17 protein-coding genes are annotated in these 23,072 nt (G+C 46.7%); 10 read left to right on the top strand and 7 right to left on the bottom strand.

Translation table 11 applies throughout. The features are described from left to right. Positions 1-110: 110 nt before the first annotated feature. Positions 111-1,445, top strand: coding sequence for a hypothetical protein (locus GJS45_RS06250; RefSeq protein WP_162340617.1), 1,335 nt, complete (start codon positions 111-113; stop codon positions 1,443-1,445). Here GJS45_RS06250 and GJS45_RS06245 read toward each other — a convergent pair. After that, complete coding sequence (locus GJS45_RS06245) at positions 1,428-1,568, bottom strand: DUF2256 domain-containing protein (RefSeq protein ID WP_162340616.1); 141 nt, start codon at positions 1,566-1,568, stop codon at positions 1,428-1,430. The genes GJS45_RS06250 and GJS45_RS06245 overlap by 18 nt on opposite strands. Positions 1,569-1,773: 205 nt before the next feature. Here GJS45_RS06245 and GJS45_RS06240 point away from each other — a divergent pair, with 205 nt between their 5' ends. From GJS45_RS06240 to GJS45_RS06220, 5 genes are all read left to right on the top strand, one after another. After that, positions 1,774-3,291 carry a DUF4301 family protein gene (locus GJS45_RS06240; protein WP_162340615.1) on the top strand — a complete coding sequence of 506 codons (1,518 nt, stop codon included), beginning with the start codon at positions 1,774-1,776 and terminating at the stop codon, positions 3,289-3,291. Positions 3,292-3,322: 31 nt separating this feature from the next. Next, complete coding sequence (locus GJS45_RS06235; protein ID WP_162340810.1) at positions 3,323-4,120, top strand: 3-keto-disaccharide hydrolase; 798 nt, start codon at positions 3,323-3,325, stop codon at positions 4,118-4,120. 91 nt (positions 4,121-4,211) lie between these two features. Continuing rightward, positions 4,212-4,400: a hypothetical protein gene (locus GJS45_RS06230; protein ID WP_162340614.1), complete on the top strand. Its 189-nt coding sequence runs from the start codon at positions 4,212-4,214 to the stop codon at positions 4,398-4,400. A gap of 119 nt (positions 4,401-4,519) precedes the next feature. Further along, the gene (locus GJS45_RS06225; RefSeq protein WP_162340613.1) at positions 4,520-7,606 is read left to right on the top strand and encodes a PVC-type heme-binding CxxCH protein; all 3,087 of its coding nucleotides are present in this window, start codon (positions 4,520-4,522) and stop codon (positions 7,604-7,606) included. Position 7,607: 1 nt separating this feature from the next. Then, positions 7,608-8,801: an FG-GAP repeat domain-containing protein gene (locus GJS45_RS06220; RefSeq protein ID WP_162340612.1), complete on the top strand. Its 1,194-nt coding sequence runs from the start codon at positions 7,608-7,610 to the stop codon at positions 8,799-8,801. A 319-nt stretch (positions 8,802-9,120) separates the two neighbouring features. Here the strand turns inward: GJS45_RS06220 and GJS45_RS06215 are convergent, their stop codons facing one another. The 4 genes from GJS45_RS06215 to GJS45_RS06200 all read right to left on the bottom strand — a co-directional run bounded on the left by GJS45_RS06215 (position 9,121) and on the right by GJS45_RS06200 (position 14,942). Further along, complete coding sequence (locus tag GJS45_RS06215) at positions 9,121-10,503, bottom strand: aminopeptidase P family protein (RefSeq protein WP_162340611.1); 1,383 nt, start codon at positions 10,501-10,503, stop codon at positions 9,121-9,123. Between the two features lie 88 nt (positions 10,504-10,591). Beyond that, positions 10,592-11,509 carry a dihydrodipicolinate synthase family protein gene (locus tag GJS45_RS06210; RefSeq protein ID WP_162340610.1) on the bottom strand — a complete coding sequence of 306 codons (918 nt, stop codon included), beginning with the start codon at positions 11,507-11,509 and terminating at the stop codon, positions 10,592-10,594. An 84-nt stretch (positions 11,510-11,593) separates the two neighbouring features. Then, positions 11,594-13,822 (bottom strand): S9 family peptidase, encoded by a 2,229-nt coding sequence (locus GJS45_RS06205; protein ID WP_162340609.1) that lies wholly within the window; start codon positions 13,820-13,822, stop codon positions 11,594-11,596. A 244-nt stretch (positions 13,823-14,066) separates the two neighbouring features. Further along, positions 14,067-14,942, bottom strand: a complete 876-nt coding sequence (locus GJS45_RS06200) for an AraC family transcriptional regulator (protein ID WP_235954640.1) — start codon at positions 14,940-14,942, stop codon at positions 14,067-14,069. A gap of 176 nt (positions 14,943-15,118) precedes the next feature. Here GJS45_RS06200 and GJS45_RS06195 point away from each other — a divergent pair, with 176 nt between their 5' ends. Both GJS45_RS06195 and GJS45_RS06190 read left to right on the top strand, forming a co-directional pair. Next, positions 15,119-16,687 carry an L-serine ammonia-lyase, iron-sulfur-dependent, subunit alpha gene (locus tag GJS45_RS06195; protein ID WP_162340607.1) on the top strand — a complete coding sequence of 523 codons (1,569 nt, stop codon included), beginning with the start codon at positions 15,119-15,121 and terminating at the stop codon, positions 16,685-16,687. 145 nt (positions 16,688-16,832) lie between these two features. After that, the gene (locus GJS45_RS06190) at positions 16,833-17,075 is read left to right on the top strand and encodes a hypothetical protein (RefSeq protein ID WP_162340606.1); all 243 of its coding nucleotides are present in this window, start codon (positions 16,833-16,835) and stop codon (positions 17,073-17,075) included. An 8-nt stretch (positions 17,076-17,083) separates the two neighbouring features. Here GJS45_RS06190 and GJS45_RS06185 read toward each other — a convergent pair whose 3' ends face one another. Further along, positions 17,084-17,338 (bottom strand): DUF7218 family protein, encoded by a 255-nt coding sequence (locus GJS45_RS06185; protein ID WP_162340605.1) that lies wholly within the window; start codon positions 17,336-17,338, stop codon positions 17,084-17,086. Positions 17,339-17,350: 12 nt separating this feature from the next. Further along, the gene (locus tag GJS45_RS06180) at positions 17,351-17,575 is read right to left on the bottom strand and encodes a hypothetical protein (protein ID WP_162340604.1); all 225 of its coding nucleotides are present in this window, start codon (positions 17,573-17,575) and stop codon (positions 17,351-17,353) included. Between the two features lie 170 nt (positions 17,576-17,745). Between GJS45_RS06180 and GJS45_RS06175 the strand changes: the two genes are divergently transcribed. Further along, positions 17,746-19,011 carry a Gfo/Idh/MocA family oxidoreductase gene (locus tag GJS45_RS06175; RefSeq protein ID WP_162340603.1) on the top strand — a complete coding sequence of 422 codons (1,266 nt, stop codon included), beginning with the start codon at positions 17,746-17,748 and terminating at the stop codon, positions 19,009-19,011. Between the two features lie 28 nt (positions 19,012-19,039). After that, complete coding sequence (locus GJS45_RS06170; protein ID WP_235954638.1) at positions 19,040-22,453, top strand: DUF1080 domain-containing protein; 3,414 nt, start codon at positions 19,040-19,042, stop codon at positions 22,451-22,453. Positions 22,454-23,072: the final 619 nt, after the last annotated feature.

Below are 23,072 nucleotides of genomic sequence, written 5' to 3'. Positions count from 1 at the left end.
CTAAAGCAATTGCTAAAAGTAATAAAATCTGGAAATATTCCTGTTTGCCGGGTAGAATTCAACCGATATTTTTCTAATTTCATGTCTGGAAATTTTTAAAATAAATAGTCATGAAATTCACTCTATCCTTTTCTTTTATCCTTTTTTTTACCTGGAACCTCAGCATGGCGCAGGAAAGCTTTTTAGGCATACAAAACAGCCAGCGTAAAGGCATGATCAATGCATTGATGAATCCTGCGGAGTTAAATAATCTCACCAAAAAAGTGGAAGTATCCTTTTTTGCAGTGGGAGAAGCAATGGATAACAACATGCTCTCTTTTCAGGATATCATCTCAGACCCTGGCCAATGGGAAAACCTGTTTCAATCTGTTTCGGATCCGGTAAATCTACGTACTGATTTCGCTGTATTAGGTCCTTCCGTAGGCCTCCGGTTTGATAAATGGTCCCTTGGATTCACCTCTCAGCTGAGGGGCAAGATAGATGTTATTGATTTTAATCCGGATTTAGGGGATGCCATCGTAAGCGAAAGTACCTCCAGTACCACCAATCAGGCACTGTTAGACATCCCCTATAATCAACGTATCAATGCCGTTGGATGGATGGAATTGGGTTTAATGGCCGGGACCTCGATTTGGGAGACCGAAACCCAATCCCTCTCGTTAGGAGGACATTTTAAACTTTTATTTCCCGGCACTTATGCCAATTTCGGTATGTATGAAATTCAGGCTACGCTGCTGTCGGGACCTGATCAGATCCGGCTGACAGATGCCCGGGGTAACCTAAATCTATCCTACGATGATCGCTGGGATACTGGAAACGGGCTAGCCTTTGATACGGATTTATGGAGGGGTTTTGCTCCAAAGGGTTTTGCTATGGATCTGGGCTTGAATTACCTGCTGAAGCGGGGAGATAAACCCTTTGTCAACCTGGGTTTGTCACTGAAAAATATCGGAGGGATGACGACTACAGAAAACCAAACCACGCGGAATTATACCATGAATATTCCGGAAAATGAATCCTTTCGGATCGATAATCTGCAGGGTTCGGCGGCGGAAATTGAACAGCAATTGGTTAATAGCGGCTATTTTACCATTTCCAATGACATTTCGCAAAACCGAATACAGTTGCCCCAATTATTGGCCGCCTATGTTGAGTTTAGCCCAGTGAGGCAATTCCAGGTTTCCCTTTATGGACAAAAGAGGATGCAGGATGAAAACAGCAACAGCCAGCTAAGTTCTTCAGATCTGCTGGTGCTGACCCCCCGGCTCATTGCCGGAAAACTTGAAGTGTATTCCCCCTGGATGCAGCATCAGGTGTCGGGACTGACGGGTGGATTAGGCCTACAGTATGGAGGCTTCTTTCTCGGCAGCCAGTCCATTCTCACCGGTTTGATGGCAGACAGCAACCGATTGGATGTTCATTTTGGCTTATCCTGGGGCTTTTGAGCGATTATTGCGGCAACGGTCCGAACAATAACGGACTTGTTCCCAATTTTTTTCCCATTTTTTTCTCCAGGTAAACGGCCTTCCGCATACCGGGCAAGTTTTCTGTGGAAGCGGTCGCTGCATTTGTTCAGGGCAAGGGTTTATTCATTTAATGATTTCCATGATATTTTGTTCAAGTAAGGAGGGAAAATATTTTTTCTCTCCTGTTAAAGAAAAAAGGCTGGTTCATAACTACCCCAGGCCACATTTCTGTAAATAATTGGTCCTTTCACGATTGGAATTGCTATATTGGATTGTCATTAGAAACCGTTTAACCCAACTTATATTCATGTTATCCAACGAGCAAAAGAAACAAATTGAAATCCAGGGAATGCCGCTTGATACCGTAGAAGAACAGCTAAGAAACTTTGAACAAGGCTTTCCATTTTTAGAAATCCAGAATCCCGCAAAAATCGGGGAAGGAATTCGGGTACTGAATGAGCAGGAGTTGCAAAAAGCAATGGAGGTTTACGAGGCTGCTGCTCCTTCCAAGATACTGGTCAAATTTGTTCCGGCCAGTGGGGCGGCCAGTCGGATGTTTAAAAACCTTTTCGGATTCCTGGAAGCAGAGAACCCTTCGCTGGAAAAAGATTCCTTTGTCCGGCAATTTTTTGATTCCATCAAATCATTTGCGTTTTACGAGGATTTGGATACTGAATTGAAAAAAGCAGGCAGCAGTGTGGATGCGGCCTTAAAAGAAAAGAATTATAAAAGCATCTTACGCATGCTTCTGGAGGATGAAGGACTTGGATACGGAAATTTACCCAAAGGCTTATTAAAATTCCATGCCTACGGAAATGAAAACAGGACACCCGTAGAGGAGCACTTCGTGGAAGGAGCTCAGTATGGAACCGGCAAAGAGCATACGGTACGGTTACATTTTACCGTTTCTCCTGAGCACCAAGAGAAATTTGAGCAAAAGGTAGCGGAGGTGAAACCGGCTATGGAAAAGAAGTTTGGGGTAAAATTCGATATCGATTTTTCTCAGCAACAAAAGGCTACCGACACGATAGCTGTAGACCTGGACAACCAACCGTTTACAGAAGAAGGTGGGGAAATCCTCTTTCGCCCTGCTGGTCACGGCGCCTTGCTGGCAAACCTAAATGAAATGGAGGCCGATCTGGTATTTATTAAAAATATTGACAACGTAGTGCCAGACCGGTTAAAAGACACCACCACCCGGTATAAAAAAGCCATTGGCGGGGTCTTGTTGCAAGCGCAGTCCAGCACCTTTCAGGCCTTAAAAGAACTGGACAAGGGAGTAAGCGAAGCCTCCGTAGCGAGTGCCCAAAAGGTATTTACCGAAACGATTGGAGGCAAGCTACCCGAATCGTTTTCATCCATGGGCCTGGAAGAAAAAGCAAGCTATCTTAGAGAAAAACTGAATCGTCCTATCCGGGTATGCGGAATGGTCGAAAATACCGGCGAGCCCGGTGGAGGGCCATTTTGGGTAAAAGAAGCGGATGGGTCGCTTTCCCTGCAAATTGGAGAAACCGCCCAGTTAAATCTGGACGATCCGGATCAGCAGGCCAAATTACAAGCGGCAACTCATTTTAATCCGACCGACCTGGTCTGTGGGATTCGGGATTACCAGGGAAAGGCCTTTGACCTGATGGCGTTTAGGGACCCGAAAACCGGCTTCATCACCCAAAAATCCAAAAGCGGAAGGGACTTAAAAGCCCAGGAGCTTCCCGGTCTCTGGAATGGTTCCATGGCCCACTGGAATTCGATTTTCGTGGAAGTACCCCTGATCACTTTCAATCCGGTCAAAACCATTAATGATCTTTTACGTGATGTACATCAATAAATCGATAACCTTTCCAACCAACTATTCATCCATGCACTACAAACAGTTTATTTCCAGAAGAATCCATACTATCGTTTTCTTTAGCTTGTTATCGGTAATTTGGATATCCTCTCCCGCATTGGCGCAGATTGGCGTGGGCGCAGAGCCCCCCAAAGAGGCCGAACTGCTTTTTAATGGCAAAAAACGCTCTCTCCATCAAAACTGGACCTATTGGGAAGGCCCCAGGCTGGCTGCCAGTTTACCCATAAAATGGGAGATTGTTCCGGATCCTGTAGATAAAGGTACCGCAGTTAGTGCCAATGACCCTGCCGGAGCAGGTGGAAAATACGGGGCTGCCGATATTGTCACCAAACAAAAATTTACCGATTTTCGCTTGCATGTGGAATTTCTGATAAAAAAGGAAGGGGGCAATAGCGGTGTCTACCTGCAAAACCGGTATGAGATACAGATATTAGATGGAGATAGCACCGATCATGGCATGGCCGCAGTGATTAATGAAAAGGCGGCTCCTTATCAGGTTTATAAGGGCCTGGGCCAATGGAATGCTTACGACATACAGTTTCGCGCCGCCCGGTTTGATGAAAGTGGAAAGATAACCGATAAGGCCATGACAACCATCTATTTTAATGGTGAAAAGATACACGAAAACGTACCTATTCAACAGGTCTGGGGAGGAGCAAATTCAGGTCTGGATGGGGGTAGAGATGGAGGAAAAGGGATTACCGACCGTCCCGGAGGAATTAAACTTCAGGCCGAGGGTCACGAGGTATTGTTCCGAAATATATGGGTGCAACGCCTGGCCCTTGAGGAACCGGATACGAATTTCTAACTCCCACAACAATCCACAGGCTTGAATGCGATCCCAAATTTGTATTTTTCATTCTGGCAAAATTTTTGATCATTCCCTATTTAAAAATACTATGAACTTTAAACGCATATTTGGCCCCTTGCTTACATTGATAGGATTGGGAGGTCTTATTTATGGAGCGTATCTTTTTTTGGTTCCGGAGGATGGAGATTGGAAAACCATACTGGTTCTGTTAGTTTTGGGCCTGATTTTTTTTAGTTCCGGATTGGGCCTATTAAAAACGACCAAAGACCGAAGTTAAGGCCTGTACATCCCCGCATCCGGACTCCGTTCGTAAAATGGAAATAGGGCAAGGTTGTAAGTTTCAGGAATAAAGATTATGTTAAGGGGTGAATTATCACCATTATCTTTATTCAATTAATGAAAACCCAATACCTTACCGCAGGATTCGCACTGCTGATCCTCCATTCCTGTCAGCAACCCAGGCAAGTTACCAGCACGGTTGACCTTCCCGATCCCCGGGCTTCTACCTATGTGGAAGCAGATCCCGATCCCATCTATGCTGCCCATGTCCGAACGACCCCCTTTCAAACTCCGGAAGAAGAAAGGGCAGATTTCGTTCTTCCCCCAGGGTTTGAGGTAAGCTTGTTTGCCTCCGAACCGGACATTACCAAACCCATCAACATGGCCTTTGATGAAAAAGGGAGGCTATGGGTAAGCCAATCGTCAGAATATCCTATCAAAGCAGGTGCGGGGCAGGGAACGGATCGAATTAGTATTCTGGAAGATACCGATAAGGATGGAAAAGCAGATAAAATCACGCATTTTGCAGAAGATCTGAATATCCCCATTGGAGTGCAGCCGGTAAAAGGTGGTGCCGTGGGATTTAGCATTCCAAACCTCTACTTTTTTTACGATACGGATGGGGACGATAAAGCCGATAAGCGGGAAGTGCTGCTCGGTCCCTTCGAAACGCGGGACACCCACGGCATGGTCAATAACCTTTTCCGAGGGTTTGACGGATGGATACATGCCTCCCATGGCTTCAGTAATATTTCTACCGTAGCAGGAAAAGATGGGGATTCCATAAAAATGGTCTCCGGCAATACATTCCGTTTAAAGTTAGACGGCAGCCGGGCAGAAAAAACCAGTGATGGCAGAATCAACCCCTTTGGATCAGACCTGGATGCACTGGGATACCACTATTCCGCCGATTGTCATACCCTTCCCATTTATCAGCTCATCCGAAATGGAAATTACACCCAATGGGGAAAAAAGGAACCCAATAGGGGCTTTGCTCCTACCATGATGGATTACGGGCTTAATTCTACCGCCCTTTCCGGCCTGGTTTATTACACGGACACGCAATTTCCCGAAGCGTATCAAAACAGTTTTTATTCTGGTGATGTGGTTACTTGCCGCATCAGTAGAAGCACGATGAATTTTACCGGATCCACCCCGCAAGCGACCAGGCAGGCCGATTTCCTGGTCAGTAAAGATCCCTGGTTCCGACCCGTAGACATCAAGGTGGGGCCAGATGGGGCGCTGTATGTAGCCGATTTTTACAACCCCATTATCGGGCACTATGAGGTGCCTCTGGATCATCCGGAACGAGACCGTACCAGCGGCCGCATTTGGAAAATCACCTACCAGGGCCAGGAAAGACCTGTGACGGATTGGTCCAGGGCAAGCATGGCGCGGCTGATAGAAGCCCTTGAAGATCCGGTCCTACAGACCCGCTTGCTCGCAACTGATGAATTGGTGGACCGGTATCAGTCGGAAGCGGTTCCTTCACTGGAGAAAATCGTAAACCATAAACGCAGCCTCTCCCGGCAACTGGTCCAGGCCTTGTGGGCCCTGTACCGGATGGATGCGCTATCTGAGGCAAAGCTGGGGAAAATGTTGAATCATCCGGACCCTTTAGTGAGGGTTCATGCGCATCGAGTTTTAGGGGAACACCTGGCATTTAATGACACGCAGTTTCAGTGGACGCTGGAGGGACTGAAAGACAGTAGCCCACATGTACAACGCGTAGCCGCAGAAAACCTGATCCTTCATCAGGATGTGAAAATGATTCGCCCTCTGATGCAAACCTATATGGAAACACCGGAAGCCGACAGCCACCTACGTTATGCCTTGCAACATGCGTTCTATAAACACGCCAAAAAAGTGGAAATAGCCATGGCCATCGCCAGTGGTTCCTGGAATAAAAAGGAAACCGAGCAAGTAGCTTTGGTATTTTCAGACGTTGAATCTCGTATCGCCGGAGAATATTTACTGGACTATCTTCAAAATAACACTGCGTCAGAAAACCGGTTTTTGCCCTATTTAACATCCATTGCCCGAACCCTTCCCGCATCCAGAATAGATGTGTTGGTACAAGTAGCCAGGCAAAAGGGAAGCGAAATTGCCCCGTATCGCAAAGCCCTTGCCATCAATGAAGGCCTGGTACAGCAGGGCATGGACTGGCCTGAGGAAATCAAGAACTGGAACCTTTCACTTAGCAAACAAATTCTGGATCAGCTTTCGGCCAAATCCACCCTGAGTGAAGAAGAATCGGAGCGCTTGCAGTTCGCCGCCGAAATGTCCGAAACCCTGAAAGTTCGTGCGCACCTCCCCCACCTACGACAGATGCTTGGCAATCCTTATTTAAAAGAAGATCTTCGGGTAATGGCGGCAAATGCCCTGGTAGAAACCGATCCGGTGGCGCAAGTGAACCATTTACAAAAATGGTTGACCGACCCAGATCATCCACTGAGTTTTCGAAGAAAAATTGCCGGTTCCATGGCCAGATTCAGCTCCAGTCAGACGTTAGATCTATTGGCAACCGGCATGCGCAATGCTCCCATGGAGCTACAGGAATCCATCGCTGCCTTACTGGCCTCTGAAAATGCCGGTAAAGACAAGTTGATCGCCCTGATCAGGGAAGGTCAGGCGCCTGCCAGAATATTGAAAAACAGAACGGTGGAAGAAAACTTCCTTTCAGGAGCTCAAGAAATCCAAAAAGAGGCATTTACTTCCCTGACTGAAAACCTCCTGCCGGTCAGCGAAGAACGGGAAACGTTAATTGCAGAACGCGTGGATCATTTTGAGCAAAGTGAAGCGCAGGTGGTATCCGGCAGAACATTATACGAACAGCATTGCAGTACGTGCCATCGAATCGAAGAAGGCGGAGGCATGATCGGGCCCCAACTGGACGGCATTGGCAATTGGGGACTTTCCGCCCTGGCCACCAAAGTACTGGACCCCAACCGAAACATTTCCGAAAACTTCCGGACCTATATCCTTAAACTCAAAAATGGGCAAACCCGTTCCGGGCTCTTCCGACGGGAAGAAGGACAGGTAGTCGTGATGGCAGACCAGAGTGGACAGGAATTTTCCGTTCCCAAAACCGATATTATTGAACAAACCGCCTCTACCATTACGCTGATGCCGGATTATTTTAGCACCACGCTGAACCAGGAACAGTTCAACGATTTGATGAATTACCTACTTAGCCTTAGATAAGATGTTATACCGATTCGCCTTTAATGCCAAATTTCCGACTGCTCTCATCGTCCTGATGGGAAGCCTGTGGTCCTGCCCCTGCCTGGCGCAGCAAAACCAATCCGGCACACCTGCTACAGCTATTTCCTTCAAGAAACATACCCTCAGCACCACCTTTCTGGCAGAAGGAGCAGCCATCGGTGATGTCAACCAGGATGGCTTGATGGACGTGATGGCCGGGGCTTATTGGTTTGAAGCACCGGACTGGACGGCCCACGAACTGGAGGTGCCACAAACATTTCATTACGACAAGGGCTACAGCAATGCCTTTATCAGCTTCGGTATGGATGTCAATCAGGACGGCTGGGTAGATTTTGTCCGAATTGGTTTTCCGGGGAAAGAGGTACAATGGTTTGAAAATCCCAAAAACCAGCCCGGACACTGGAAGGTCCACCTGATTCACCAATCGCTTGGCAACGAGTCGGCAGGCTTTTTTGATGTAGACCGGGACGGTATCAAGGATATCGTAGGCAGCATTCCGGAAACGGGAGAAATGGTCTGGTTCAAAGCACCTGCTGGCCCAGGAAATCTGGAATGGGAAAAATACCCAATCAGTGAAAAAGAAAGTCCGGGCACGGCGCAGTTTGCCCACGGTATGGGCATGGGGGACATCAACGGGGATGGAAGAGAGGACCTGCTCATCACAGCGGGTTGGTGGGAAGCCCCCGAAGATCCTACCAAAGGCCCCTGGGAATTTCACGACGCCAACCTGGGCGAACCAGCAGCACAAATGTACGTGCAGGACTTTAATGCAGACGGTCTGCCGGATGTGGTTTCCTCCTCCGCCCATCAATTGGGTATCTGGTGGCACGAACAGAAAAAATCCGGGCAGTGGGAAACCCACCTGATCGACGATTCCTTTACGCAAACCCATGGATTGGAATTGGTGGATATCAATAGAGACGGGCATCCGGACCTGGTTACCGGTAAACGGTATTTTGCCCATATGGGAAACGACCCCGGAGAATACGACACCCCTTATTTGTCCTGGTACGAATTTGTTCCGGGATCCGAACCTCAATGGATCCAGCATGTGATCGATACCGATTCGGGTGTGGGGGTTCATGTGATTACAGAAGACTTTAACGGCAACGGGCTGGTAGACATCGTGGTAGCCAATAAAAAGGGAGTATTTGTATTTGAGCAACTGAGATGAGGTCCCAATGCTAAAGTCGGGGTATTGGCTGAGCTGCTGAATTGCAGTACCTGCGCGGTATTTCCAGGCCCCAATACTTGATAAGGAACCATATTACCGGATTTCTTTGCCCTCATCTTATAGGGCAAGTCCGGCGGATACAGCTAATACGTCCGCACGCTGTGCTTGTGGATACCATTCCTTTTTATAGTGGCTCAATTGATCTCCATTACTGTACGAGAAAACCAGCTTAAAAAGACGGCAAAGCTACAAGCGTATACCCCACTGCTTTTGGTTCGTCGGAAATCGTTAAATACTATTTTTCTCTTCAATCCGCATCCTAGCGAAGCGATTCCAATTCTTGGGGAGAAGTTTCCAGCGGCTCGCCAAGTATCGTTGATCCATTGGCCGTGATCAAAAAATCATCCTCGATGCGAATACCACCAAACGTGCGGTATTCTTCCAACTTCTCATAATTAATAAAGTCCTTATGCCGTTTTTGGGCTTGCCAGGAATCCATGAGCTGGGGTATAAAATAAATTCCCGGTTCTACGGTAAGTACCTGGCCCTTTGCCAATTCTTTTCCCAATCGCAGGGATTTAAGGCCAAATTGAGTGCTTTTTTTCAGTTCATCGGTATAGCCCACAATAGCTTCCCCCAGATCTTCCATATCGTGAACGTCCAAGCCCATCAGGTGTCCAAGTCCACAGGGAAAAAACATTGCATGAGCTCCCTGCTGAACAGCTTCCTCCACGTCGCCTTTCATCAGTCCGAGGGTTTTAAGTCCCTCCACTAGCTGCTTACAGGCCAGTAGGTGAATATCCAAAAACCGAACCCCTGGCTTCAATGCTTCAATTGCCGCCCTATGGGCATTCCAAACCACCTCGTATATTTCTTTTTGGGATGCCGAAAACTGCTTCCCCACCGGAAAGGTACGTGTAATATCTCCTGCATAGTGCATGGCCGACTCGGTGCCAAAATCAGCCAGTAATAACCTCCCCTGCTCCAGTTTGTTCCCATAATGGTGGTTATGAAGGGTCTGCCCATTAATGGTAATAATGGGAGGAAAGGAAAGCCCTCCTCCTCCGGCAAGTGCTTCTCCGTTCACCAAACCGAGTAACTCGTATTCGTACATTCCCGGTCGAGCCAGTTGCATGACTTTCCGGTGTAGTTGTACCGTTTGATTCACCGCTTTGGATATTTCCACCATTTCTTCCTCAGACTTAATGGATCGTAACCTCGCAACGGCTTTGATAAAATCTTCAGAAACATGCAGGGGAATCTGATCAATACGAAGATGAAACCAATGCATGAGTTTCAGGCAATTTTCCGGTCGGTAAGGAGGCAGGTAATGGATCTTTCTGTGGGAGGCTTTGGACAGGTACGTTTCTGTTTCTTTCCAGGGCAAGGTTTGAGCAACTCCGACAGCCCGGGCCAAATCCGCCAATTTGGGTTGATCCCCATGCCAAACCAGTTGTTCCGTAGTCAGCTCGTCTCCGAAGATGATTTCCTTATCTTCGTCAATATCTATAACCGCCGCTAATCCGGGAACATCCAGTCCAAAAAAATACAAGAAAGAACTATCCTGCCGGAATGGATACCAGTTATCTTTAAAGTTACTGCTACTTTCCTCGTTTCCTAAAAACAACAAGACACCCCCTTTCATGATTTTTTTGAGGTTTTTCCTTCTTTCAATGTACGTTTCTGTCGAAAATAAATGCATCCCGGTTAAAATCAGTTGGTATCCTTACGAGTTAAAATGGCCGTCTACACGCTAAACTTCTGCAAAATAATTGGAATTTACAGGTTTATTAGAGTGGAATTTTCTCCCAGGTTGGTAAGGTGGGTCTCAAGGCCAGGGAATCTTCTATGATTTTTAACACCCGTTCGCGTTCTTTCCCTGCAAGCATCAGTCGGGGTGCCCGTACGTATTCGGTTCCCAATCCAGTGGCTACTTCAGCCAGTTTGATGTATTGCACCAATTTGGGATGGATATCAAGTTCCAGGAGTGGGAAAAACCACCGGTAAATTTCCAGGGCTTCCTCTATTCTTCCTTCTTTTACCAGGCGATATATGGCGACCGTTTCGTAGGGAAAGGCGCAAACCAACCCGGCTACCCAACCTTCCGCGCCCAAGGCCAGACTTTCCAACGCCAGGGGGTCTACGCCACCCAGAATTTTAAACCGATCGCCAAAGCGATTGATCATTTTAGTTATCAGGGTTAGGTCTCTGGATGATTCTTTGATGGCCTGTATGTTTTTGCAGGGTTCCAGTTCCTCAAACATGTCTGGGGTCACCAGAATTTTATAATCAATAGGATTATTGTAAACCATGATAGGCAGGTCGGTAGCACCGGCAATCTCCTTAAAAAAGGTTATCGTCTCCCGGTCGTCTGCGTAATACCTCATCGGAGGAAGAACCATCAAACCTTCGATACCACTGTCATTAGCCGCTTCAACGGCCTCCACTGCCTTTTTAGTGGACTGTTCGGCGATGGTTAATACTACGGGGATTTTTCCCGATATCATTTCTACGGTCGATTTGACAAGAGTCTCCTTTTCCCGGTCGGTCAAAGTACTGGCCTCCCCCAAACTACCTCCTAAAATAATACCATCGACACCTGCTTTTTGCTGAACCTTTATATTGGCAAGAAAAGCGTTTAGGTCTAGCTGGTCATCAGATGTGAATTTGGTGGTAATTGCCGGAAATACTCCTTTCCATTTTATCATAGCTTTGTTATTAAGTGTGTTAACGTAGTACTGAGCATTTTCTGATTATTAAAAAACAATGTTTATCCTTTCCTGATCCGCTGCTTACCTTCCACCAGGAGTTAAGTTCTCCATCCAGAATTTTTCCATGGTCCTTCGAAGATGGAGTGATGTATTTTCTCTTTCATTGATCCCGTGCGCCCGCATGGGATATACCATCATGGAAAACAGTTTGTTGTGCTGAATTAACCGATCTGCCAACATCTCAAAGCTTTGGTAATGCACGTTATCATCGGCAGTTCCGTGCATGACCAACAGGTTTCCTTCCAACTTTTCAGCATGATTAATGGGCGAACCTTCGAAATATCCCGAAGGGTTATCCTCCAGCAATCCCATATACCTTTCCTGATAGGTGGCATCGTAAAGTCGCTGATCCGAAACAAAGGAAACGGCAATGCCGGTTTTATATAACTCGGGGTATCGGAAGAGGCAGTTTAGGGTCATTTGCCCTCCCCCACTCCATCCCCAGATACCAACGCGGGACGCATCGATGAAATCATAGGTGGAAAGGATTTTTTGCGCGGCGGCATACTGGTCCTTTGAGGCCAGAATCCCTATTTGTCCATAGATGGATTTCCGCCATTCCCTTCCTCTGGGGGTCTTTGTTCCCCTGTTGTCGATGCTCATAACGATGTATCCCTTTTGCGCCAGGTACTGGTGCCAGAGATCACCATTCATCCAGCCGTCCTGCACGGTCGACCCCGCCGGTTCGCCATAAACATAAATGATTAGGGGGTATTTTTTGGACGGATCAAAGTCGACAGGCTTAATCATAAACGCATCGAATGTAACTTCCCCAATATCAATTTTCACAAATTCCTTTGGTCTGAGACCCAAAGCATCGTATTTTTCTTTCAATGCTCCATTATCTTCCAGCACCCGCAATTCCTTGTGTCCGGGCAGCTCAATCAGGGAAATCGTCGGTGGGGTAACGGCATTGTGATAGGTGTGGATGGCAAACTGAGAATTACCTGACAACTGGTAGGCATGTTGGCCCGGGATGCCAACCGGAGTAATCCTTTCTGCCTTCCCTGTTTCGTGAATCGGACTTCTGTATAGATACCGTTGGGTGAAATTTTCAGGGGAGGCAATGTAATAGACATAGCCTCCTTCCGGGTCTATATGGCTCACCCTTTCCACATCGAAGGCTCCCTGCGTCAGCAGCGTCATGGAGGTTCCATTTCGGGAAACTTTATAAAGATGACGCCAGCCATCCCTTTCACTGGTCCAGGTAAAAAACTGTTGATCATCCATCCAGATCAGGTTATCATGGATATCCAGAAATGTCTCCTCATTTTCTTCCAGGATTTCGGTCAGTTCCATGGTCCTGGTATCCCCTATCCAGACGGTGTTTTTGTTTTGGGGCCGGTTTAGTTGTTGAATCAACACCTCCTGAGAATCCGGGATAAAATCCATTCTGGCCAGGTAATTATTTTGGGGATCGCCGGGAATGGCAAACCATTTGGTAGCCCCCCCTTCCGCTGAAATAACCCCGATTTTTACGGAAGAAAGCCTTTCCCCAACCTTCGGATACGGCAAGGGAATGGGCTGTGAATAAATAGAATCGATGTTATTTATCAGGTAAAACGTACCTATATCCTGTGTATCGGAATGCCAATAGGCAATTTTTTCACCATCCGGACTCCAACGAAAACCATCTCTGCAACCCAGCTCCTCCTCGTATACCCAATCAAAGGTGCCATTAATAATGTTTTCGCCTCCATCCTCCGTTAGCTGAGTGATTTTCTTACTAACCAAGGTTTCAACGAATAGATTATGCTCACTTACATAGGCAATTTTAGAGGCATCCGGAGAAAATTTTGCAAACATCAGGCTGGAAGAAGGAAGCCCGACTCCCAGCTGCGTTAATTGTTTCTGATCCCTATCCAGTACCCAGTAATCTCCCCGGGTATGGTACCTCCATACTTTTCGGGTATTGGTAAAAAGCAATACTTTACTGTTGTCCTCCGACCACTGGTAATCGGCCACCTCCAAAGGTTCCGTGGCACCAGCCGGAATTAACTCCTCCGCCGAAATGAGCACCGAACGATCCCCGCTGACCGCCTCATAACGGACAATATCATCCCCGTCCAACCTGGGGTTCTTTTCAATGCTGGAATAACTTTCCGAATCCTTCATCCAGCGGATGGGGCCGAATCGCTTCTGAGTAAAGGCATTATCCCTGTAAATCCCCTCCAAACTAAGTGGTGCTTGGGGAAAAACCGGACTGGCAGCCGTGAAAAAATAAAAAACAACTAAAACAATCTTTTTCATTAAATAATTCGTCTAATATTTACGCTAAACCCAAATCGCTGACCTGCTAAATCAGCCGTTGGGATGTCAATTAACTACAGGCATAAAGATAGAGCCTTCGGAAGCATTAAGCATTCCATCATTTTATCCAAAAGATATGGTATTTTAACGAAAATGAAATTTTGATGCTTGAGGCTACTAAATTATTGAGTCAATATTCCATTTTCCTGGTAATGGGCATACGCTACTAGAAAAAAATTTTTGGCTAATTTGCCTTTTTCAAGACATTATTTCGGTACTCAAGGGGAGTCATCCCCATGACACTTTTAAAATGCTTATGAAAGTTGGACAAATTATTGTACCCGGAACTGTAACAGCATTCTGAGGTATTGAAATCATCCTGATAAAGCATGCGGCAGGCATTGGCGATTCTTACTTCAATCAAAAACCTGGAAAAAGTCTTTTGACTTTTGTATTTAAAATACCTGCAAAAAGCAGTGGGAGACATGTTGACCATTTCCGCCACTTGCTTGAGACTGATTTTCTCACTGAAATTATTTCGAACATAATCAAACACCCGGTTAATTTTAGGCAGGTTTTCCTGAACGGAATGAATCGGTATCCCCAGCGAGGAAATGAAATTCAAATTATTATCCTTCGAAATCGATTCCAGAATATCCAGCAATCCCAAAAACCTTTCAAAGGAATTTTTTTCTGGCAACAGGTTTAATTTCTCACTGATTTGCGCCTGTACCACTGTAGAAATCTTAATCCCATAAACCGAAAAATCAATCAACCGCTGTATCGCATAGGCTTCCGGTATATCGCATAAGGCATTTTTGAGTACATCCTGATTAAAAAATACCGAAATGGCTCTAGCTTTATGATGCATGTCACCCGCAAAGGAAAAATCTTTGTTACGGAAAACATGAGGTAAATTTTTACCAAATAGGTATATTTCTCCCTTTTTGAAAGGAATGACACTTTCTGCAACGAACAACGATCCCTCCCCCTCCAAAATCAGCGTAATCTGAAATTCTTCGTGGTAGTGAATGGGCTCAAAGAAATTATCCAAATCCCAACACTCCACCCGTATGGTTTCTTCTTTTAATCGAGGTACTTTAAAATGTAGCGGCTGCATGATTAGATGAACATTGGTTTCCGAGTGCATTAATTTAGACTAGTTGCAGATAAAAAGCAAAAAAGCATACAAATAAAAACGAAATTGCTAAGATAGTATACACAAAAGCTAATATTTGAAAATAGTACTCGCTTAAAATCCACTACATTTAACTAATAACCAATACTAATTAGACGATGAATTTTCCAAGTATATTTAATGATGTAGTAGGCCCTGTCATGAGAGGCCCTTCCAGTTCCCATTGTGCCGCTTCCCTGCGGATCGGCAGGATAGGCCATGACCTGATGAAAGGGAGTATTTCTTCAATCGAAATCGATTTTGATCCGGAAGGTTCCCTGGCAACCACGCACAAAGAACAGGGATCGGATATGGGATTATTCGGCGGATTTTTGGGCTGGGAAGCCTTCGATGAACGCCTGGTCCGGGCCGAGCAACACCTGGGAGCGGCGGGCATTCAGGTGAAGATCAACATCCGAGACATCCAAGCCGATCATCCAAATACCTATAAAATCACCCTGACCAACCCCTGGGAGACCCACCAACTCACAGCCATTTCCACCGGGGGAGGAATGATCGAAGTGATCGAAATAGACCAGGCTCCGGTATCTTTTGCAGGGGACTGCTTTTTGACATTGGTTTACACTACCCATCCGGAACAGGTCATGGACTACCTGCAACATGAACTGAGCTACGATAGCCTGGAATTTCGTTCCGGAAATCAGCCCTATATCGAAATCAAAGCACAACAATTTCCGGATGCGGCACTTATTCAAGAGTTGGAACAGATGGAGGTGGTATCCGGGGTAAAAAAGATCCGGCCTGTTTTGCCCGTATTGACTGCCAAAAACCAAAAAGTGCCTTTTATAACCTGTGACGAAATGCTGGCCTATAATAAGGACAAAGGGCTATCCCTATGGGAACTGGCTGTTCGGTATGAAAGCATCCGGGGAAACATTTCGGAGGCGGAGGTATTGGCCAAAATGGATACCATTCGAAAAATCCTTAAAGACGCTATCAGCACAGGCATCAAAGGAACCAACTACGAGGACCGAATCCTGGGGCCCCAATCTGTAAAATTTAAATCCCTGATGGAAAGTAAAAAATTAGTAGATGGGGACGTGCTCAACCGCATCATTATGTATGTTTCTGCAATCATGGAGGTAAAAAGCTCTATGGGAGTGATCGTGGCTGCCCCTACGGCCGGTTCCTGCGGCGCAATGCCCGGTGCCGTTTTGGGTCTTTCCGATGTCTTGGGTTTGTCGGAAGAGGAAACGGTAAAGGCCTTACTGATTGCCGGCCTGATCGGGGTGTTTATTGCGGCACATTCTACCTTTGCCGCTGAGGTGGGTGGTTGTCAAGCCGAATGTGGTTCCGGTTCATCCATGGGCGCGGCAGCATTGGTATACCTGGCGGGGGGCACGCTTACCCAAAGCATTTCTGCGGCCTCCATGGCACTGCAAAGTTCGCTGGGCATGATCTGTGATCCCATAGGAAACAGGGTTGAAGCGCCCTGTCTTAATAAAAATGTCATGGCTGCCTCCAATGCCCTTTCTTGCGCAAACATGGCACTTGCAGATTACGATCACCTTATTCCATTGGACGAAGTCATCGAAACCATGTACGAAGTGGGTAAAAGCATCCCAAATACCCTTAGATGTACCAATCTGGGTGGACTATCCATAACCAAAACCGCAAAAGAAATCGAACGCAAATTGGGAAAAGGGCAATTTTATAAAAGTTGTTGATCGGGCTCATTTTCCAATTTTGAAGGGTGGGCTAGCAGATAGCTAGGTAGGATCACTGACCTGGTATATTTGGCTACTTCCCTTCCTTAGCTACAATTCCTTCTTTTTCTTCAGATTTTGGCTTGTTATTTGTGCTTATTAGGGTATGAAACAGTTACTAAATTTTCTAAAACCCCGCCTGTTGACCTCCTTCATTTTATTCCTTTCCGGATCACAGGCATATGCTCAGGTTCAACCCGGAATTCCCAAACCACGGGGTCCAGTAGATTTGAGCGACACCAGTAACTTGGTGATCTTTATCATTCTTCCGATTCTAGTCATTATTGGCTATTTTTTCTGGAGAAAAGCCATGAAGAAAAGGAAAGAGGAGGAAGATAAGCAGCAGTAGCGAGAGGATTAGTGGTTCCTCAACCTTTCTATTAACTCCTTTTTGCGGAGGTTACTAATGCCAGACAGGCCTATTTCGCGGGCTTTGTCGTACAATTCGTCCCGCGTCCATTCTTCGTAAGCTGGAGCTTTTCCTCCCTTCTTGCCTGCTACCTGGTCAGGGGTGTTGGCAATACGGGCGGATTTTTCCTTGCTATACCCTTGATCCCGTAACGCTTCATACTGATCTTCATTTTTTATTTGGGGTATTTTTTTGTCAGGCATGGCTGTTTTGGTTTAGGCATTATCTCTTCGGAACCGATCGCTTTCACTGCTCCATTCTTTGTCAGCTTCCTTGGCGCGCATCAATTCATCCTTTGCTTTTTCTTCTTTCGATTTTTTCTTTTTCTTCGAATCGGCAGATTTGGGTCCCTTTCCATCACGGGCTTCTTCCTGGGCCTCGTCAAAGCTGTTGTCTTTAAAATTTTCAGGCTGTTTATCTTGATTTTTTTCGGTGCTCATGGTTTGATTATTTTGGTTTCTTTGATGCTAATCAGAACCAAAATCATTCCAAAAAGGCTGAAATTGTTATATTCACAGCAAAATTTTACCTGAAGTCCCATTTTATTTGTTTATCCTTCCGCAAGGAAATATATTCACGTACTAATAGTTCAGAAAAATTTTATAGAAATATGAGCAATAATTCAAAAAAATCCAGAAGAAGCTTTGTGAAGGGAAGCCTTCTGGCCTTGGGGGGCATCAGCCTTGTACCCCGACACGTGCTAGGAAAAGGTTACCTTGCACCAAGTGATCACCTTACCAAGGGGGTTATTGGTGTTGGCGGCATGGGTAGGGGTCACTTTAAATATGCCGGAACCAAGACCGTAGCTATTTGCGATGTGGACACGCGCCATATCGGTATTGCCCAGGAAACCTTGGGTCAGGGAGTCAAGACCTTTTCCGATTACCGGGAATTGATTCAGCTACCCGAAGTAGACATCGTCCACATTGCTACACCGCCTCATTGGCATGGAATTATGGCTGTGGACGCAGCCCGGGAGGGAAAGGATATCTGGTGTGAAAAACCGATGACCCGTACCATAGGCGAAGGGAAAAAAGTGGTGGAAGCTGTCAAACAACACGGCAATATCTTCCGACTGAATACCTGGTTTCGCTTCGATGCCAATTTTTACGGTATGAATACGGAAGTGAAGAACATCAAAAAACTGGTTGATTCCGGCATGTTGGGTTGGCCGCTAAAGGTCACCGTTGGAAAACTGACTGGATTTGATTGGAAGTTCTACTGGGTAGGCCGAACCGGTCTGGACACCATGCCCGTTCCTCAGGAATTGGACTACGAGCGCTGGCTGGGCCCTGCTCCTTATAAGCCTTACCACGACCACCGTACCCACGGCACCTTCAGGGGTTACTGGGATTACGACGGAGGTGGCTTGGGCGATATGGGACAACATTACATGGATCCCATCCAGTATTTTCTGGGAAAAGACCAAACCAACCCGGTGAAGGTAGAAATTGATGCGCCGCAGCAACACCCGGATGCGGTAGGTACCTGGCGAAAAATCACCTATACCTACGACGATGGTTGTCAGATAATTTTAGACGGGGAAGGAACCACAGAAGCGCCTTATATCGAAGGGCCGGAGGGTAAGCTCTATCGGGGATTCAAGTCAGACATTCCTAATATGGAGCGCAAATTAGCTCAATTTCCCGATCCAGCGCCCCAGGTTACTGACTTTGTAGAAGCCGTAAGAACCCGCCAGAAATTTGCCTTAAATGAACAAAACGGGCATCGCTCCTGCACGCTGGTCAACATGGGTCTGGTAGCCCTTCGCCTGGGCAGAGACCTGGAATTTGACCCGGTAAAACAAGTGTTTATCAACGATGAAGGAGCCAATAGGCTTATTGATCAACCCATGCGGGCACCCTACACCATATAGATCCAACTAATTTTAAAGGAATTATAGAATGATGCAAAGATATTCATTACTTAAAGTAGCATTGGTACTGTGCCTGGCCGTTGGACAGGCATTTTTCAGCCAGGCACAAAACCAACTCGATGATGGGCGGACGACCGCCACCAAGATAGCCGACCTGCTCAACCGCTTTCCGGCGGCCGACGCTCAAGCCCTGCAAAATGCCATGCGCCAAATGGAAGACCTGGGCCAGGATGGCATAACCCAACTGGCGTTAATGTTAAAACCAGGAACATCAAATGCACAACTGGAATACGCCTTGGCGGGTTTTGCCTTTTATGCCAGTCACCCGTCTCGCGAAAACCTGGCACGCATGGCCGTTCAAGCCTACGGAAAAGCGCTTGATCAGCTGGAAGACCCCGAAGCAAAAAATTTCCTATTGACCCAGTTTAAGTGGATTGGAAAGGAAGATGCCGTGCCCTATGTGGAAGCGTTTTTGCAGGACGACCGGCTTTCAGGAACCGCCGCTCGCGTAATGGCCAACATCGGCTCGGAATCGGCCGAAAGGTCCCTGATTCTGGCGTTGGGTGCTTCTGATCAGGATGACAAAAAAGCCAGTTACATCGAGGCTCTGGGCAGTTTCGACAGCTCCGAAGCGGTAGAAGAACTTACAAACTATGCCGCTTCAGTCAATCCGGAATTGAAAAAAGTAGCCCTCTTTGCCCTGTCGAGCCAGGCAGATCCGGGAAGTGCCAAAACCCTTTATGCCGCCGCAGAAATGGCCGATTTCACCTATGATCCCAGCAATGCCTCCGGATTATACATACGATACATCGCCAACCTGGAGGAAAAAGGAGAAGCCAAAAAAGCTTATAAACTGGCTAAAAAAGTTTATAAAAAAACGGAAACTACCAATCAGTACCACACCAAAGCTGCTGCCCTGGGGCTAATGGTCCCAATGCAACCTGAAAAAAGTCAAAAGCTATTAATGAAAGCAGCTTTGGATGACCATCCCCGATTTAGAGGATCTGCGTTGAAATTGCTTACTGATGAAGCGCTTATTTCTAATCTGGATGATTGGAAATCAAATCTGGATAAGGGATCGGCAGCAGCAAAAGCAGCCATTATCCGAAGGATGGGAAATGTAAAAAATCCAGCCGTGGCGCAGGCCATTTTACCCTACCTTGAGAGCACTGATCTGGAGGTACGGATGGCAAGCATCGCTTCCGTCGTGACCGCCGGCGATAACCTCGCCCTGGATGCGCTGTTGGACAGATTGGAAACTTCCAGCAATGAAAGCGAAACAGAAGCGCTGGTAACGGCTTTAAAAACCATGAAAGGATCGCAGGTACCGGCAGCTATTGCCGGAAAAATGCAAGGAGCATCTCCTGATAAAAAGACGGTGCTGATAAACTTGCTGGCATCACGGGCTGCCGAGGATCAGATCGAGACGGTTTTTGACGCTGCTACGGGGAATGAACCCGCGGTAAAAGAAGCGGCCCTAACAGCCCTTTCGAAAATGGCCACACCCCGGAACCTGGACCGGCTGGTAGCCTTGTTGAGAGAGGAACAATCTCCTGACAACCTGAACAAAATACAGGAAGCCATTATTGTGGCCAACGCCCAAAAAGATGATCGGACGGCCGAAACCCAGTGGGCCATGGATTTATTGCCGCAGCTTCCGGATTCCAAGCAAGCCTACCTTTATAAAGTGTTGGCCAAGACAGGTGGAGAGGTAGCGTTGGAAAAGCTCAAAGATATTTACGAGAATGGAAACGCTGGACGGCAGCAGGCCGTGGTAAGCGCCCTGAACCAGGCGGAGGATCCCCTGGCAGCAGGAGCCTTGTTGGACATCGCCAGGCAGGCAAGCAGCGATGCCCTGAGAGAGAATGCCCTGATGGGTTTCGTTCGCCTGGTGCCCACTATGGAAGAAACAGATACCCAAAAAGTACTGATGCTCCGCAATGCCCTGGAATTGGCTGAATCCGATGAAACGGTTTTGGCTGCTCTAGGTCAACTGGGAAACTACCCTACTTTTCAAGCGCTGTTGGTAGCCAGCGAATACCAGGAAGCAGCCGCTTACCAGCAAGCTGCTGCCAGGGCCGTTATGAACATCGTTCTAAATAACGAAGCCATTTATGGAGAAAAGGTGCGGAATATGGTAGAAAAAACCATCGATGTCATCAGCGGACAGGACAGCCAATATTACAAAACCTCTCTACAGAAATACCTGGATGAAATGCCGGAAGGTAAAGGATACTATTCCTTATTCAACGGGGAAAACCTGGACGGTTGGAAAGGGGTATTTAGCAATCCCATCGAACGATCAGAAATGAACGAGCAAACCCTTTCAAGAGAGCAGGCCAAAGCGGATGAAATCATGGAAGCGGGCTGGAAGGCCGAAGACGGCCTATTGATATTCACAGGAGAAGGCCAAAACATTGCCACCACAAAAGACTTTGGCGACTTCGAACTGTTTGTTGACTGGAAAATCACCGAGGATGGGGATGCTGGCATTTACGTGCGAGGTACCCCGCAGGTTCAAATCTGGGATACCGCCCGTACCGATGTGGGAGCAGAAGTTGGTTCCGGCGGCTTGTACAACAACCAAACGTACCCAAGCAAACCGCTTAAAGTGGCGGACAACCCGGTAGGAGAATGGAACACCTTCCACATCCGCATGCAGGGAGAGAAGGTGACGGTCTACCTCAACGGGAAATTGGTCGTGGACGAGGTTCCCTTGGAAAACTACTGGGACCGGGAGCAATCCATTTTCCCGGAAGGACAAATTGAATTGCAGGCGCACGGTACCTATGTAGCCTACCGGGATATCTATATCCGGGAATTGACAGGTGCTCCTAAGTTTGAGCTGAGCGAGGAAGAAAAGGACGCTGGATTTGAGGTGTTATTTGACGGCACTGACCTGGGCAAATGGACTGGAAACAAAACGGACTACGTTGTGGACAATGGGGTATTGGCCATATACCCCGACAGAGGTGGACAAGGCAATCTGATGACAGAAAAGGAATACAGCGATTTCGTCTTCCGATTTGAATTCAAACTTACCCCGGGAGCCAATAACGGTCTCGGAATTCGCGCCCCACTGGAAGGGGATGCGGCCTATGCAGGGATGGAATTGCAGATTTTGGATGATACAGCTGAAATTTATAGCGAATTAAAAGAATACCAATACCACGGCTCCTTGTATGGTGTTGCTGCTGCCACCAAGGGTCATCAAAACCCCGTGGGCGAATGGAACTATCAGGAAGTGATTGTAGAGGGAGACCGGATTCAGGTAATCCTTAACGGTACCGAAATATTGGATGTAAACATTGCCGAAGCAAAGGAAAATGGAACGCTTGACGGACGAGAGCATCCAGGACTTTTCCGGGAAAAAGGACACATCGGTTTCCTCGGACACGGAGACGTGGTGTTTTTCAAAAACATCCGAGTGAAAGAACTATAAAATACGCCCTTCAAAACAATACAAAGGTTGCCTCTATGGGGCAACCTTTTTTTGTTCCTTTAGGCTATTTATTTGGACTTTTTGACTCCCATTTGTAACCGTTTCGATTTTTGGAAAATTTACCTTTCCAATTTCCGGTACAAATATTTAAAAAACAAGAATACCTACGCACTTGGAGTTTGGCCAGATGAATGTAAAAAACCCGCCAAGTTACTCACTGGGAACCCCTATATCCAGCTGCTGGGGCGGGAAAAGGATTGGCAGTCTCGCTACATTGGAGATTGCCACGGCTTTCGCTGCCCTGACCTAGCCTACTGATCTGGGTTTATTTAGCATGAACTCAGGTTATGCATTTTCGTTCTTACGCCGAAAATGCCAAAGGACGCCGATTACACCTCCAAATTCAGTTTTCATCTATGTTTTTAGGCCGAAAAATCCAATTTAGATAATAAGCGCCATACCTTTTTCTAAAAAACACCAACTTAAACTTCCCCGGAAACCCAAATAAAAGTTCAATTGAGGAATATTCGGCTTAGTTTTTGCATATTTTTTTAAACTATTTGATGCTTATTCGATTTTTTTTCCCAGGTAGGCTGATTCTAACCTTTAAAAAATCACT

Origin of the sequence: Cyclobacterium salsum, from assembly GCF_010119245.1 — a bacterium.
GTDB lineage: Bacteria > Bacteroidota > Bacteroidia > Cytophagales > Cyclobacteriaceae > Cyclobacterium > Cyclobacterium salsum.
Note: the sequence above shows the minus strand (reverse complement) of the source record. Positions and strands in the feature narration are given on the sequence as shown.